Here is a 14096-nt window from a genome sequence, read left to right on the forward strand (position 1 = left end):
CTGCACTTGTCTCCCTCCCGGCCTGTGCGTCCCCTCTGATGGCTCCGATCCATCCCATCCAAACAAACAAAGCCGGCGGGCAACTCAGGGCTAAAACCCTGACTGCCCGCCGGCGGCGTGTCGTTATATCGGAGATATTATTCCGAAAGCTTCTCCTTGAGAGCTGCGAGAGCCTCCAGATCGCCAAGGGTGGTCTTCTCGATCGGAGTCGAGATCACCGGAGTCTCCTCCTGACGCTTTGTGGCGCGCTTGGCCTTGCGAGCCTCGTTGCGCTCTGCCTTGGCCTCATCTTCGAATATGCGGCTGTGGCTGAGGATGATGCGCTTGCTGTCCTTGTTGAATTCGATCACCTTGAAGTTGAGCTTCTCGTCAACCTGTGCCGAGGTGCCGTCCTCCTTCACGAGGTGCTTGGGAGTGGCGAAGCCCTCAACTCCGTAGGGGAGCTGGATCACGGCGCCCTTCTCTACCATCTCTACGATGGTGCCCTCGTGTACCGAACCTACGGTGAACACGGTCTCGAACACATCCCAGGGATTTTCTTCGAGCTGCTTGTGGCCGAGGCTCAGGCGACGGCTCTCCTTGTCGATCTCGAGCACCTGAACGTCGATGTCGGCGCCGATAGTGGTGAATTCGCTGGGGTGTTTCACCTTCTTGGTCCAGCTCAGGTCGGAGATGTGGATCAGGCCGTCTACGCCCTCCTCGATCTCGACGAATACGCCGAAGTTGGTGAAGTTGCGCACCTTGGCGGTGTGTTTCGAGCCAACCGGATAGCGCACTTCGATATCCTCCCAGGGATCCTTCTTAAGCTGCTTGATGCCGAGGCTCATCTTGCGGTCCTCGCGGTCGAGGTTGAGGATCACGGCCTCTACCTCGTCGCCGACCTTCATGAAGTCCTGAGCCGAACGCAGGTGCTGGCTCCACGACATCTCGCTGACATGGATCAGACCCTCTACGCCGGGGGCGATCTCTACGAATGCACCGTAGTCGGCCATAACCACTACGCGGCCCTTGACTTTGTCGCCGGCTTTGAGCTCCGAATCCAGAGCGTCCCAGGGATGGGGCATGAGCTGCTTCAGACCCAGGGCGATACGCTTCTTCTCGTCGTCGAAGTCGAGGATCACAACGTTGATCTTCTGGTCGAGCTGCACCACTTCCTCGGGGTGGCTTACGCGGCCCCACGAAAGGTCGGTGATATGGATAAGTCCGTCGACGCCGCCCAGGTCGATGAACACACCGTAGGAGGTGATGTTCTTGACTGTGCCTTCGAGCACCTGACCCTTCTCGAGCTTGGCGATGATCTCGCGCTTCTGCTGCTCCAGCTCGGCCTCGATGAGAGCCTTGTGGCTGACAACGACGTTTTTGAATTCCTGATTGATTTTAACGACCTTGAACTCCATGGTCTTGCCCACGAAGATGTCGTAGTCGCGGATGGGACGGACGTCGATCTGCGAGCCGGGCAGGAATGCCTCGATGCCGAACACGTCGACGATCATGCCGCCTTTCGTGCGGCACTTGATGTAGCCCTTGATGATTTCGTCCTTCTCCAGAGCCTCGTTGATGCGGTCCCACGAACGGGCTGCGCGAGCCTTGCGGTGGGAGAGGATAAGCTGGCCCTTCTTGTCCTCCTGGTTCTCGATGAAGACTTCCACCTTGTCGCCCACTTTGATGTCGGGGTTGTAGCGGAATTCGTTGAACGGGATGATGCCGTCGCTCTTGTAACCGATGTTCACCACGGCCTCACGCTTGTTGAGGGCGATGATGGTGCCTTCGATCACTTCTTTGTCCTTTACGGTGTTGAGGCTCTCGTCGTAGGTCTTCGTAAGCTCCTCGCGCGACTTGCCGGCATGGGTGTCGCCATTCTCAAATGCGTCCCAGTCGAAGTCTTCAACTGCTGTTTTGATTTCTTTTTCAGCCATTTAGGTTAGTTAATAAAAATGTTGGTTGTAGTTAATAAGTTAGACTTTATATTGACTTTACTTATTGCGCCGCAAAGATAGCTAATTTTTTTGAAACCACCTCATCTTTAGCGCATAAATCCACCGCAGCGCATAAACCCACACTCTTCGCGGCAGTTTATGCCTTTATCGACAGATCGGGGTGGGTCAGAGGAGGGTGATGCGCACGCGCTTCCCTTTGAGTTTGTGGGGCGAACAGGCGGCTATGACGGTGTCGGCGGCCTGTCGGGGGACGGCTATGAGGGTGGAGTGGTCGTTGACGGTTATCAGGCCTATGTCGCTCCCCTTTAGATCGGTGTGGGCTGTGATGTAGCCCACGGCGTCGCCCTTCGATATCTTTTCTTTGCGGCCGGCGTTGATGTGGAGGGTGGCCATCGGGGCCTGAATACCCCGTCCGTCGCGGGGAGCGGGCTGCCAGCGTCGGTCGGTGACCACATAGTCGGGTATGTTCTCCCCTTCGGCGGTGATGACATATACGGTGCCGTCGGCTCCGTTGCGCGCGGTGCGGCCGTTGCGGTGGGTCCAGTCGTCGGCGGTAGGGGGCATATGGTAGTGGACCACGGCGTCGATGCCACCCTCTATGTCGAGGCCGCGTGCGGCCAGGTCGGTGGCCACAAGCACCGGCACCGACCCTCCGCGCAGACGTGCCACGGCCGCTTCGCGATCGGTCTGCTGCAGGCCGCCGTGGTAGAGCGCGCTCTCTATGCCGTCGCGGCGCAGCAGTTCGTGAAGCCGTTCGGCGCTCTCGCGGTGGTTTACAAACACTATTGTGCGGCGCTGTCCGGCGTCAGATATGGCGCAGAGCAGGTCGGCGAGGGTTTCGGCTTTGTCGCGCACGGGGCTTTCCACCTCCACCCGGTCGAGATGGCCGCTTTTTTCGGCCGGAGCGCTATAGTCGAGCGTCTGGCATCCGGGGCGCTGCGCCCACTGTGGCAGCTCGGCGTGATCCATAGGGGTGGCGGAGGTGAGCACGAGTGATCCCGGGCGCCCTATGCGCCGCATCAGACGCTGCATCTCGTCGGCAAAGCCCAGGTCGAGGGTCTTGTCGAATTCGTCCACTACCACCGTCGCCGGGTCGTGGATCTCCAGAGCGCCGCGCTGCAGCAGGTCGAGCAGACGTCCGGGAGTGGCGATGATTATGTCGGGGCATGGGGTGAGCGTCGGCAGTTCGTCGGCCACGCGGTGGCCGCCGTAGACGGTGGTGGTCTTAAGCCCGGAAGCCATGCGCCTCACCACGTCCGACACCTGAAGAGCCAGTTCGCGCGAGGGCACCGTCACCACGGCCTGCACCTTGCCGCACGGTTCACCTACGCGCCGCAGCATGTAGCATCCGAATGCCACCGTCTTGCCCGAGCCTGTCGGCGCGGCGAGCATCACGGCGCTGCTGCGTGTGTCCATCATCTTCGCCTGCATCGGGCGGAGTCGTTCTATGTCGAGCCGGCGCCGGAGCGCCTCTGTGATCTTGTATGAATCCATTGAGGTGGGATAAAAAAGAGTGGCGCAGCCGATTGGCTGCGCCTTTTGTGTTGTGTCGCGTCCACCGTCCTGTGGCTGTGACGGTGTCGGCGGGAGTCTCTTATTTGAATACGTACTGCGACGAGATCGATTCGTTGTTGTGAACGCGCTTGATCGTGTCGGCAAACATCTTGGCCACGCTGATGATGGTGGCTTTGCGGCAATCTTTGGAGAACGGGATGGAGTTGGTGAAGATCATCTCGGTCATCTCGCTGTCGTCGACGCGCTGCGAAGCCGGATCGCTCATGATGGCGTGCGATGCGAGGGCGCGCACCGATTTGGCGCCTTTCTCCATCATCAGGTTGGCGGCTTTGCAGATAGTGCCGGCGGTGTCAACCATGTCGTCGATCAGTATGACGTTCTTGTCCTTCACGTCGCCGATCACTGTCATGGCCTCGACCACGTTGGCTTTGGCGCGCTGCTTGTGGCAGAGCACCAGAGGCACGTCGAGATACTTGGCGTAGGAGTTGGCACGCTTGGCGCCGCCCACGTCGGGAGTGGCCACCACCATGTCGGGGAGCTGGAGGCTCTTGATGTAGGGGATGAACACCGTCGATGCATAGAGGTGGTCGACGGGAACGTTGAAGAATCCCTGGATCTGGTCGGCGTGGAGATCCATGGTGATCACGCGGTTTACGCCGGCGGCCATCAGCAGGTCGGCCACAAGCTTGGCGGCGATCGACACACGCGGCTTGTCCTTGCGGTCCTGACGCGCCCAGCCGAAGTAGGGCATCACGGCTATCACCGAGTGAGCCGACGCGCGCTTGGCGGCGTCGATCATCAGCAGAAGCTCCATGAGGTTGTCGGTGTTGGGGAAGGTCGACTGCACCAGGTAAACCTCGCAGCCGCGGATCGGCTCTTCGAACGATACTTCAAATTCTCCGTCGGCGAAGTGCTGGATGTTCATCTTGCCCAGCTCCATGCCGAGGCATTTGCAGATTTCTTCACCCATGTAGCGCGACTTTGTGCCGGCGAAAATCTTGATGGGGTGGATGACTGAGTTCATATCTTGTGACACGTACTTGAAATTTTTTGCAAAGTTAATGTTTCGTCGCGAATAACCCTGCATCGGGAGCGCGAAAAAATCATATCAAAATTCTCGTCCTCCGGCCGTCGGCGCCGTCAGTCGATGCGGGTGGCCATGAAGCAGGGGGTGAATATCAGCAGATCGTGGTCGGTGGCATACTGCAGGCTGCTGTAGAGGCGCTCGGTGCGTGTGAGGTCGGTGCCTTCGGGGACGGGCCATGTGGCCATGAAGGCTTTTTCGGCGGGGCGGCGGTAGCGTCCGCCTTCGATCAGATGGGCCACCACCGGTTCGAGTTTCAGGCGCTGGCCGTCGATGCTGAATGTGGCGGCGGTGATGGCTTCGCTGCCCGACCGGAAGCTGTAGAGACCCGCCGGCATCCTTGCGGCCGAGGTGGGCGACATGGAGTTGGTCATCATTTCGGCCCATGTGGCGTCCTGAAGTATTATCAGGGTGCCGTCGGCGAGTATCTGGTAGGATGCGGCGGGCTGCTGCACGTAGTCGCCTCCTATGGCGTTGCGTCCGCTGACCTCGAGCGATCCGTCGTCGTTAAATCTGAACCGTATCCTGTCGAAGCCGGTCGCGCGGCGGCAGCGGTCGATCATCGTACCGTAAAGCTCCTTGAGGCCGTCGCGGGCGTTGACGCCGAGTCCGGCCATGAGTGTGGAGCCCGCTTTTTCGAGGTCGTAGGTGATGTCTGTCAGGTTGAGTTCCATTTCGAAGGTGTGGCCGGTCAGGCCGTTGACTGCGGCCTTTGCGGTTATCTCGGCGGTCACCGAGGGAGCGGCGGCTTTGGTGCCTGGGCTGTATGTGCCAGAGGCTGTATATGTGATCTCGCTTTTGTCGGCGGTCCTGACGGTGCGTGTGCCCGAGAAGGTGACGCTGTTCTCGCGTCCTTTGGCCTCCACGCCGATGGTCATGCTGCACGGCATGAAGAGGTAGCTGTGGCGCATGTCGTCGTCAAAGGCTTCGTCGGCGTTGTCGGTCACGAGCGTCGGACGGTTCGACACCATCAGCGCTTCACCTTTGTTGCCGGGATACGATGTCAGATCCTCCTTCATCGTGATCTCTATGGTGGCGTCGGCCATTTTGACGCCGTTGTAGGTCAGGGTGGTCTGTGCGGTGTCGTAGACGCCGTTGATGTTGTCCACATCTATCTTCTTGTCGTCGGAGCACGACGACAGCGGGAGTATGGCGGCCGTCATGGCCGCAAGGGCTATAAAGGTTTTGTTCATAGAGGGTGTTGTGTATCTTCTTTTGTTGGTCGTAGTATTGTTTTCGGCAGTGTCTGTGCGGCGCTCCTCAGCGGTGGCGCACTTTCCATATCGCCGCTCCCCAGGGGCCGGTGAATGCCTCGAACGGACTGTCGGCCGACAGCCGCTTTCTGGCTTTCTCGCCCGTGAGCAGTTCGGTCATGTTCATCTCGCCCTGTGGTATGCGCAGCAGTTCGAAGGCGTGGGCCGGTATGTTGATGTCCATGTCGGCCGAGTCGTCCGAGAAGTTGACGGCCACGATTATCGTTTCGTCGGCATAGTTGCGCAGGAACGCATACTGCCTGTGGGGGTTGAGTGTCGGATTCTCGTAGTTGACATACATCAGGTCGAAGAATCGTCCCTCTCTTATGGCCTTCTCCGAGTTGCAGAGGCGCAGCACCCGTGCGTAGAGGTCGCGCAGCCACCGTTCGCGAGGCTTCAGGTTGCCGGTGAGCCAGCGGCGGAGTGTCGGCAGGCTCCAGTAGTCGAAGATTGTGGTGCGTCCGTCATATCCGCTGAAACCTTCGGCATCGGTGGCCTGTTCTCCGAGTTCCTGACCCATGTATATCATCATCGGGCCGGTCGACATATAGGAGCTGACCACAAGCGAGGGAAGCACCTTGGCCGGATCGCCGGCGTAGAATTTGGAGCCGAAGCGCTGTTCGTCGTGGTTCTCAAGGAAGTTGAGCATGTGGCTCCCTATGCCGTCGACGGTCTGCCAGCATCCGGTCAGCTGTGCTGCGGAGCAGTGCGAGGTCTGTATGCCGCGCAGGGTGTCGTAGAGGTTCACCTTGTCGTAGAGGTAGTCGAAGTGGCCGCGGCTGATAAATTCGCGGTAGAGTCCTGTGTCGTAGATCTCTGCTATGAACTTTATGTGGGGATAGCGCTCCTTGACGATGGTCACGGCCCAGTCCCAGAATTCCACCGGCACCATAAACGCCATGTCGCATCTGAAGCCGTCCACTCCCTTCTCGGCCCAGTAGAGCAGTATCGAGAGCATCTTCTGCCATGTGTCGGGGGTGGGGGAGAAGTGGCGTGAGCCGTTGGAGTAATCCACTCCGTAGTTGAGTTTCACTGTCTCATACCAGTCGTTGACCGACGGGAATGCCGAGAAGCAGTCGTTGCCGGTGGCCTTTGCCGGAAACTCCGTGTAGGCCTCCTTGCCCGAACCGAGGTCGATCGACGGGGCGAACAGCTGGCGGGGTATATAGTAGAAGTTGTTCTGCGGGTCGAATGCGCGGGTGCTGTCATCGTCGGCTCCGAGGTCGGGTGTGCCTTCGGGTGCGGCATCGGAGTGGTAGCGGCGCGCCACGTGGTTGGGCACGAAGTCGATGATCACCTGCATCCCCTGGTCGTGGATGCGGGCCACGAGAGCCTCGAACTCCTCCATGCGGTGCTCTACGTCGGTGGCCAGATCGGGATCGATGTCGTAGTAGTCCTTTATGGCGTAGGGCGATCCGGCCTCGCCTTTGACCACGTGTGGATTGTCGCGGCCTATGCCGTGACGGCTCCAGTCGGTCTTCTGGGCATGCTCTATCACGCCCGTGAGCCAGATGTGCGTCACTCCAAGCTCCTTGATGCTTTCGATGACGTCGTTGTCTATATCGTTGAGTTTGCCGGAACCGTTGCGGGCATACGTGCCGTTGGGCACACAGTTATGGGTGGTGTTGGTGAAAAGCCGCGGCAGCAGCTGATAGATGACCGGTTTTTGGTTGTTCATTGTCTGTCGGTGGTGGATAATTCTGTTGCTGCAGTCCCCGGGCGTCTGAAGCCGTTGGCAAGCAGGAAGTTCATGGTGTCGCGGTAGCCGCTCTCATACACCTGTCGTATCTGTTTGAGATTGAAAGCCTTGTAGCGTGCTATCTCGTCGGTGCGGATCACTATGTCGCATATCTCCGTGTCGGGCACGGTGTTGGTTTTAGCCATCAGTTCGTAGGAGCGGAAGGCTATGTCGATCAGCGTGTTCTTCACCGTCGTTTTGGTCAGCGGGGAGCAGTTGACGGCTATCAGATACTTGCACTTGTCGCGTATCGTCCAGGCCGGGAGGTTGTGAAGCACGCCGCCGTCGACGCATCTGATGCCGTTTACTCTTATAGGCTTGAATACGATGGGAATGCTGCACGAGGCGGCCACGACTTCGTCAAGGCGACCGCTGGTGAAGGCTATCTTCTTGCCGTTGTCGAGATCGGTGGCTCCCACCGTCACCGGTATGGGCAGATCCTCCAGATTTGCGTAGGGGATGTTCTTGCGCAGAAAGGCGCGGAAGCGGTCGAGGCTGAAAAAACCGTCTTTCGGAATCCCCAGCTCGCAGAAGTCGCTGAAACGGGCGTTGAGAAACAGTTCAAGCATCCGTTCCGGGCTGATGCCGGCGGCATACATCACCGCCGCCACAGATCCGGCCGATACGCCGGCCAGTATGTCGGGGCGTATGCCCATCTCCTCAAGCGCTTTCAGAGCGCCGGCATGGGCGAAGCCGCGCGCGCCGCCCCCGCTGAGCACAAGCCCGGTGCGGTACTCCGGGCCTCCAAGCCCTATTATGGATTTGACTTTGGCTAATTTGCCTCCCATATCTCTTGATACGTTTGCTTTCGGGCGGCAAAGTTACAAAAAAAATCACGGATGCCGTGTTTTATATCAATATACATGGCTCGGTGTGTGGAATGCATGGTTTTGTGATTGTTTATGTCGACACATGTGTCTAACAGTGGGTGACTGTTCTGTCGTACTATCAAAAAATATGTTGTAAAACATAATTAACAGTTATTAACGGGGGGGGGGTAGAAACTATTACATTTTCCTTAATTTTGCTCCACATTTTTTAACAGAAAACCTGTGAAAACAGGCCTGAAACGTTAAAGCTATAAGTATTTTTATAACCTTAATCATTTATCCAACAACATGTATCATTATCTCCGCACAATGAGCCGCAAGCTCACGGGACTCCCCGCGCTGCTGCTCGCGCTATGTATGCTGATGCTGACGGCCCCCGCCGCTTCAGCCTCGGCCGTGCCCGCGCCGGATACCGCCACGGGTACCGTTCTTGACCAGACAGGCGAGCCTCTCCCCGGAGCTTCTGTCATGGTGGTCGGCACCACTCTCGGCGGCTCGACCGACATCGACGGCAACTTCTCCATCGCAGGAGTGAAGCAGGGCGCCACACTCCGCGTCAGTTTTGTAGGCTGCAAGCCCGCCGACGTAAAGTGGGAAGGCCAGCACCTCAACGTCACCCTGCAGGACGACGGACAGACACTCGACGAAGTCGTGGTCGTAGGTTTCGGACAGCAGAAGAAAGCCAACCTTACCGGCGCCGTAGCTACCGTGACCGGCAAGGAAATAGCCGCACGTCCGGTCAACACCGTGGCCGACGCTCTCCAGGGTATGGCAGCAGGTCTTGACGTGCTCGGCGCCGCCCGTGGTGGTCAGCTTGGCGCTACCCGTTCGATGAACATCCGCGGTACCGGTACTATCGGTAGCGGTTCGTCGGTAAGCCCCCTCGTGCTTATCGACGGCATGGAAGGCGACATCAACCAGCTCAATCCGGCCGACGTAGAGAACGTGTCGATCCTTAAGGACGCAGCCGCATCGTCGATCTACGGTTCGCGCGCAGCAGGCGGTGTCATCCTTATCACTACCCGTCAGGGTAAAGAGGGCAAGGTGACAGTCAACTACTCCGACTCATTCCGCTGGAGCAAAGCTCTTGGTCTGCCCAAGTTTGCCAACTCATGGGAGTGGGCCGTGACTATGAACGAAGCTGCGGCCAACAATGGTTCAGGATGGTTCTCACAGGCCTATCTCGACAAGCTGAAAGCTGTCGTTGATGATCCGTCACTTGCCACAATGTTTGTCAATCCGACCAACAACCATTGGGAAGTATGGGATGAAACCGACATACTGCCTATAGCAAACACCGACTGGATGGAAGAGCATTTCGGCACCACCCCCTTCGCGCAGGAACACAACCTCAGCGTCACCGGAGGTACCGATAAGTACAACTACTACTTCTCCGGCAATATCCTATCGCAGGATGGTACGCTCCGCTACGGCAAGGACAACCTGCAGCGCTACACACTCAACGCCAAGATCAATGTGGCCGTCACCAACTGGCTGACATTCGGCTACAGCGCGCGCTGGTATCGCGGTCATTACGACGCTCCGTCATTTGTCCGTGAGGCAGCAAGCAACGAGATGTACCATAACATCGCCCGCTACTGGCCGATCATACCCACTCATGACCCCAACGGTTTCCCCGTAGTAGAGTCGTTCATCAACGCTATGGAGGATGGTGGACGCTTCAACACCATTCAGGACAAACTCGACCATCAGTTCGTATTCAAGATCAATCCTCTTGAGGGACTCAACATCAACGCCGAGTTCAACTACCGCTCGAGCCACTACAACCGCAAGCAGGACGTGCAACAGTGCTACGGCTGGGATGCCGACGGCAACCCCTATCCAAACAACCCCAACGGTTTCCCCTATGGCGCCGGCGGTAAGGGCAGTCAGGTCTCTGAGAGCAACACTCGCTCCAACTACTTCAACCCCAACGTATACGCTACCTACGCTCACACATTTGCCGAGGATCACAATTTCAAGATCATGGCCGGTTTCCAGAGCGAATGGTACAATCAGAACTATTTCAGCGCATCACGCAATGGCGTCATTAACGGTCTCCCATATCTGTCGATGACCGACGGTAAGGACATAAAGGTCAGCGGTGGCGAAGACACTTGGTCGACAGCAGGCTTCTTCGGTCGTCTTAACTACGACTACAAGGGACGTTATCTCGTTGAAGGCAATCTCCGTTACGACGGCTCGTCGCGTTTCCGCGCATCCGACCGATGGACATGGAGTCCCTCCTTCTCGCTCGGCTGGAATATCGCCAGCGAAGCTTTCTGGGAAGATCTCGCAAGCACATGCAACCAGCTGAAGCTCCGCTACTCGTGGGGTAAGCTCGGCAACCAGAACACCGACAACTGGTATCCCACCTACGTGACAATGGGCTATGCAGGCAATGCCGCAGGATGGCTCGTCAACAACGGAACAGAGCGCAATGCCATCGCATCTATGCCCGGACTCGTTTCGTCGACACTCACCTGGGAGAAAAACCGCACATGGGACATCGGTCTTGACTGGAGCCTCTTCCAGAACCGTCTGACCGGTACAATCGACTACTACAACCGTAAGACTATCGACATGGTAGGCCCCGGCGAAATACTTCCCGGAGTATTCGGCGCATCGGTGCCAAACGTCAACAACCTCTCGATGACATCGAACGGATGGGAACTTTCGATCACATGGCGCGACCGCATCCAGGACTTCAACTATGGAGTGACATTCAACCTCTATGACCATACAACAACCATTGACGAATACCCCAACGAGAACAAAGCGCTCAGCAGCTACTATAACGGTGCCAAACTTGGTGATATATGGGGTCTGACGACGGTAGGTATCGCTAAGTCAGCCGACGAGATGAATGCTCACCTCGACGCTCTCGACGCTGCCTACACCAAGGCAAACGGACAGGCTCCGGCACGTCCTCGCACCGGCCAGAACCAGCTTGGAACAGGATGGGGCGCCGGCGATATCATGTATGCCGACCTCGACGGCGACGGTGTCATCAGCAGCGGCGGCTGGACAGCCGACGATCATGGCGACTACACTGTGATCGGCAACACTACTCCCCGCTACAACTTCGGTCTTAACCTCGAGGCACAGTGGAAGGGCTTTGACCTCAAAGTGTTCTTCCAGGGCACAATGAAGCGCGACTACTGGGCAGGCGGCCCGATGATGTTCGGCGCTTGCCAGCAGGGCAAGTGGCAGGCTGTGGTGTTTGACGAGCACCTCGACTACTTCCGTGGCGCTGATACTGACAACCCTCTCGGAGCTAATGTCAATTCGTATCTCCCCCGCGTCAACTGGGGTGGCCCCAACAACACGGCCACTCAGACCCGCTACCTGCAGAATGCAGCCTACTGCCGTCTGAAGAACGTGACCGTCGGCTACACCATTCCTCAGGAAATCAGCCGCAAGGCATACATCGAGCGTGCACGCATCTTCTTCTCGGGCGAAAACCTTGCTACGATCACCAACTTCTCCAAGATGGGTGATCCCGAGCTGATAGAGGCCTACAACAGCAGCTACGGCTTCGGCAAGGTTTATCCGATTTCGCGTGTATTCTCAGTTGGTCTTAACGTAACCTTCTAATCACAAAACAACATCATGAACAAATATATAAGCTCAATAGTTGCCGCAGCAGCCGTCGTGGGTCTTACAGCCTGCGATGACTACCTCAACAGAGAGCCGGAGGATAAGCTTATCCCCGAAAACTTCTTCACGTCGGCGGCCAACCTCAAGGCTTACACCTTGAACTTTTACACAATGTTCCCGTCGCATTCCGACAATGCCTACGAACTCGGCACATTCTCGTCCGACAACGGCACCGACAATCAGGCTTATCGCACTGCATCCACACGCTGGGTGCCCGGCGAATGGCGTGTCGGACAGGGCACTGACAACTGGAGCTTCGGCAATGTGCGCTCGCTCAACTACTTCATTATCAATACTGAGAAAGCCATGGAAGCCGGTGAGGTGTCCGGTGACCCGGTAGAAATCAAGCAGGCTCTCGGCGAGGCTTACTTCTTCCGCGCCTACACCTACTGGGCCAACTACAGCAGCCTTGGCGACTGGCCTATCAACGATGAAGTGCTTCCCAACGATAAGGAATATCTCCTTGAAGCCTCGGTGCGTCAGCCACGACACAAGGTGGCACGCCATATTCTTGCCGATCTCGACAAGGCTCTTACCCTCCTTCCTGAAGAATCGCCCTATAAAAAGAACGGTCTGACTCTGGACTGCGCCAACCTTTTCCGTTCGCGTGTGGCTCTCTTCGAAGGCACATGGCTCAAATACCACAAGGGCACAGCCCTCGTGCCCGGCGGACCAGGATGGCCCGGCAAGCAGGAACTGCTCGGCGACTTCAATATCGATACTGAGATCGCATTCTTCCTCGACGAGGCTATGAAATCGGCCAAGGTAGTGGGCGACAAGTATGTCAACAATCTCGTTGTCAACACCGACGCACCCGAGGGCATGACAGCCGGTTTTACCGAAGCCAACCCCTACTACTGCATGTTCTCGGCCGACAACTCTGGCGAATACTCTGAAGTGCTTCTGTATCGTGCCTACAATCTGTCTTTGAGCGGAGGTATACAGATTCAGGCGCAGTTCCAGAAAAATGCCGGCGGTACCGGTTGGACACGTGGCATGGTCAACTCCTTCCTGATGCGCAACGGTCTGCCTATATACGCCAACGGCTCGGGTTACGACCCCGCATGGGAGAATCAGGGCGTTTCGGCCACAATACAGGACCGCGACTCGCGTCTGACAATCTTCACAAAGGGCGATAATTCCGTCATATCGCTCGGTCTTGACGGCAACTCGCCCAACCTATACAACATGAACTGGCTCTTCAGCGCTGATAACACCACTCGCTGCCCGACAGGATTCGCTGTCAAGAAGGGTCAGGGATATGATTACAAACAGGCACAGGGCAACCTCCAGTCTACCACAGGATCTATCGTATTCCGTGCAGCCGAGGCGCTTCTCAACTACATGGAGGCATGCGTTGAGTCGACGGGATCTATCGACGGAACAGCCGACTCCTACTGGCGCGCACTCCGCAATCGTGCTAAAGTCGACAACGACTATAACAAGACTATAGCCGCCACCAACATGAACGAAGAGGCTAAGGGCGACTGGGGAGCATATTCCCACGGACAGCTCGTCAACACCACCATCTACAATGTTCGCCGCGAGCGCCGTAACGAGCTGTGCGCCGAAGGTCTGCGTCTGATGGATGTTCGCCGCTGGTGTGCGCTCGACCAGATGATCACCACTCCCTATATTATCGAGGGTATCAAGTACTGGGGTACAGTCTACAGCGATCCCGACAGCCCGATGAGCATCAAGAACGCCGAAGGCGAGTTCTATGACCCTGTTGTTGATCCCGATTCTGACGACGCCAATATGTCGGCACGCGCCGGTGGTGACTATGTCCGTCCCTATCAGATCCGAAAAGCCAACAACCTCGTGTGGGATGGTTACACCTTCACCCGCGCACACTACCTGTCGCCGATCGGCCACAACGTGTTCGTCTACGCTTCGCCCGACAAGGATGTGGCAAACTCCTACGTTTACCAGAATCCCGGATGGCCAACCGAAGCAAATCAGGGTGCCAAGAACATTGACTGATTCATTCTCCATAAAACTCAGGCTACTCTAAGCATAAGTTTTATAATTGAGGAGGCGGCAGACCCCTTATACACAACTCCGAACCCAAGGAACCCC

8 protein-coding genes are annotated in these 14096 nt (G+C 57.2%); 2 read left to right on the plus strand and 6 right to left on the minus strand.

Annotated features, from left to right (window positions below; all coding sequences use genetic code 11):
• Positions 1-137: 137 nt before the first annotated feature.
• From rpsA to C5O24_RS06015, 6 genes are all read right to left on the minus strand, one after another.
• Positions 138-1916 carry a 30S ribosomal protein S1 gene (rpsA, locus tag C5O24_RS05990; protein ID WP_107036707.1) on the minus strand — a complete coding sequence of 593 codons (1779 nt, stop codon included), beginning with the start codon at positions 1914-1916 and terminating at the stop codon, positions 138-140.
• 186 nt (positions 1917-2102) lie between these two features.
• On the minus strand, positions 2103-3431 hold the full coding sequence (locus C5O24_RS05995; protein ID WP_107036706.1) for a DEAD/DEAH box helicase: 1329 nt from the start codon (positions 3429-3431) through the stop codon (positions 2103-2105).
• A 100-nt stretch (positions 3432-3531) separates the two neighbouring features.
• Positions 3532-4476 carry a ribose-phosphate pyrophosphokinase gene (locus tag C5O24_RS06000; RefSeq protein WP_107036705.1) on the minus strand — a complete coding sequence of 315 codons (945 nt, stop codon included), beginning with the start codon at positions 4474-4476 and terminating at the stop codon, positions 3532-3534.
• A 116-nt stretch (positions 4477-4592) separates the two neighbouring features.
• Positions 4593-5729, minus strand: a complete 1137-nt coding sequence (locus C5O24_RS06005; protein ID WP_107681575.1) for a hypothetical protein — start codon at positions 5727-5729, stop codon at positions 4593-4595.
• A gap of 67 nt (positions 5730-5796) precedes the next feature.
• A complete protein-coding gene (locus C5O24_RS06010) occupies positions 5797-7467 on the minus strand; it encodes an alpha-amylase family glycosyl hydrolase (RefSeq protein ID WP_107681576.1) in 1671 nt (556 codons plus the stop codon).
• Positions 7464-8315, minus strand: a complete 852-nt coding sequence (locus C5O24_RS06015) for a patatin-like phospholipase family protein (protein ID WP_107036702.1) — start codon at positions 8313-8315, stop codon at positions 7464-7466. The genes C5O24_RS06010 and C5O24_RS06015 overlap by 4 nt, the downstream gene beginning before the upstream one ends.
• A gap of 330 nt (positions 8316-8645) precedes the next feature.
• On the opposite strand from C5O24_RS06015, the gene C5O24_RS06020 reads away from it, so the two are divergent.
• Together C5O24_RS06020 and C5O24_RS06025 are read left to right on the plus strand one after the other, a co-directional pair.
• Positions 8646-11954 (plus strand): SusC/RagA family TonB-linked outer membrane protein, encoded by a 3309-nt coding sequence (locus C5O24_RS06020; protein ID WP_237613055.1) that lies wholly within the window; start codon positions 8646-8648, stop codon positions 11952-11954.
• 15 nt (positions 11955-11969) lie between these two features.
• Entirely contained in the window at positions 11970-14000 is a 2031-nt protein-coding gene (locus C5O24_RS06025; protein WP_107681577.1) for a RagB/SusD family nutrient uptake outer membrane protein, read from the plus strand.
• Positions 14001-14096 lie beyond the last annotated feature (96 nt).

The sequence above is a fragment of the Paramuribaculum intestinale genome, assembly GCF_003024925.1.
Lineage (GTDB): Bacteria > Bacteroidota > Bacteroidia > Bacteroidales > Muribaculaceae > Paramuribaculum > Paramuribaculum intestinale.

What these genes read in the sequence shown, in the direction of transcription:
- C5O24_RS05995 (WP_107036706.1), bottom strand. Translation starts at nt 3,431, where the DNA reads ATGGATTCATACAAGATCACAGAGGCGCTCCGGCGCCGGCTCGACATA.
- C5O24_RS06025 (WP_107681577.1), top strand. Translation starts at nt 11,970, where the DNA reads ATGAACAAATATATAAGCTCAATAGTTGCCGCAGCAGCCGTCGTGGGT.
- rpsA (WP_107036707.1), bottom strand. Translation starts at nt 1,916, where the DNA reads ATGGCTGAAAAAGAAATCAAAACAGCAGTTGAAGACTTCGACTGGGAC.
- C5O24_RS06005 (WP_107681575.1), bottom strand. Translation starts at nt 5,729, where the DNA reads ATGAACAAAACCTTTATAGCCCTTGCGGCCATGACGGCCGCCATACTC.
- C5O24_RS06015 (WP_107036702.1), bottom strand. Translation starts at nt 8,315, where the DNA reads ATGGGAGGCAAATTAGCCAAAGTCAAATCCATAATAGGGCTTGGAGGC.
- C5O24_RS06010 (WP_107681576.1), bottom strand. Translation starts at nt 7,467, where the DNA reads ATGAACAACCAAAAACCGGTCATCTATCAGCTGCTGCCGCGGCTTTTC.
- C5O24_RS06000 (WP_107036705.1), bottom strand. Translation starts at nt 4,476, where the DNA reads ATGAACTCAGTCATCCACCCCATCAAGATTTTCGCCGGCACAAAGTCG.
- C5O24_RS06020 (WP_237613055.1), top strand. Translation starts at nt 8,646, where the DNA reads ATGTATCATTATCTCCGCACAATGAGCCGCAAGCTCACGGGACTCCCC.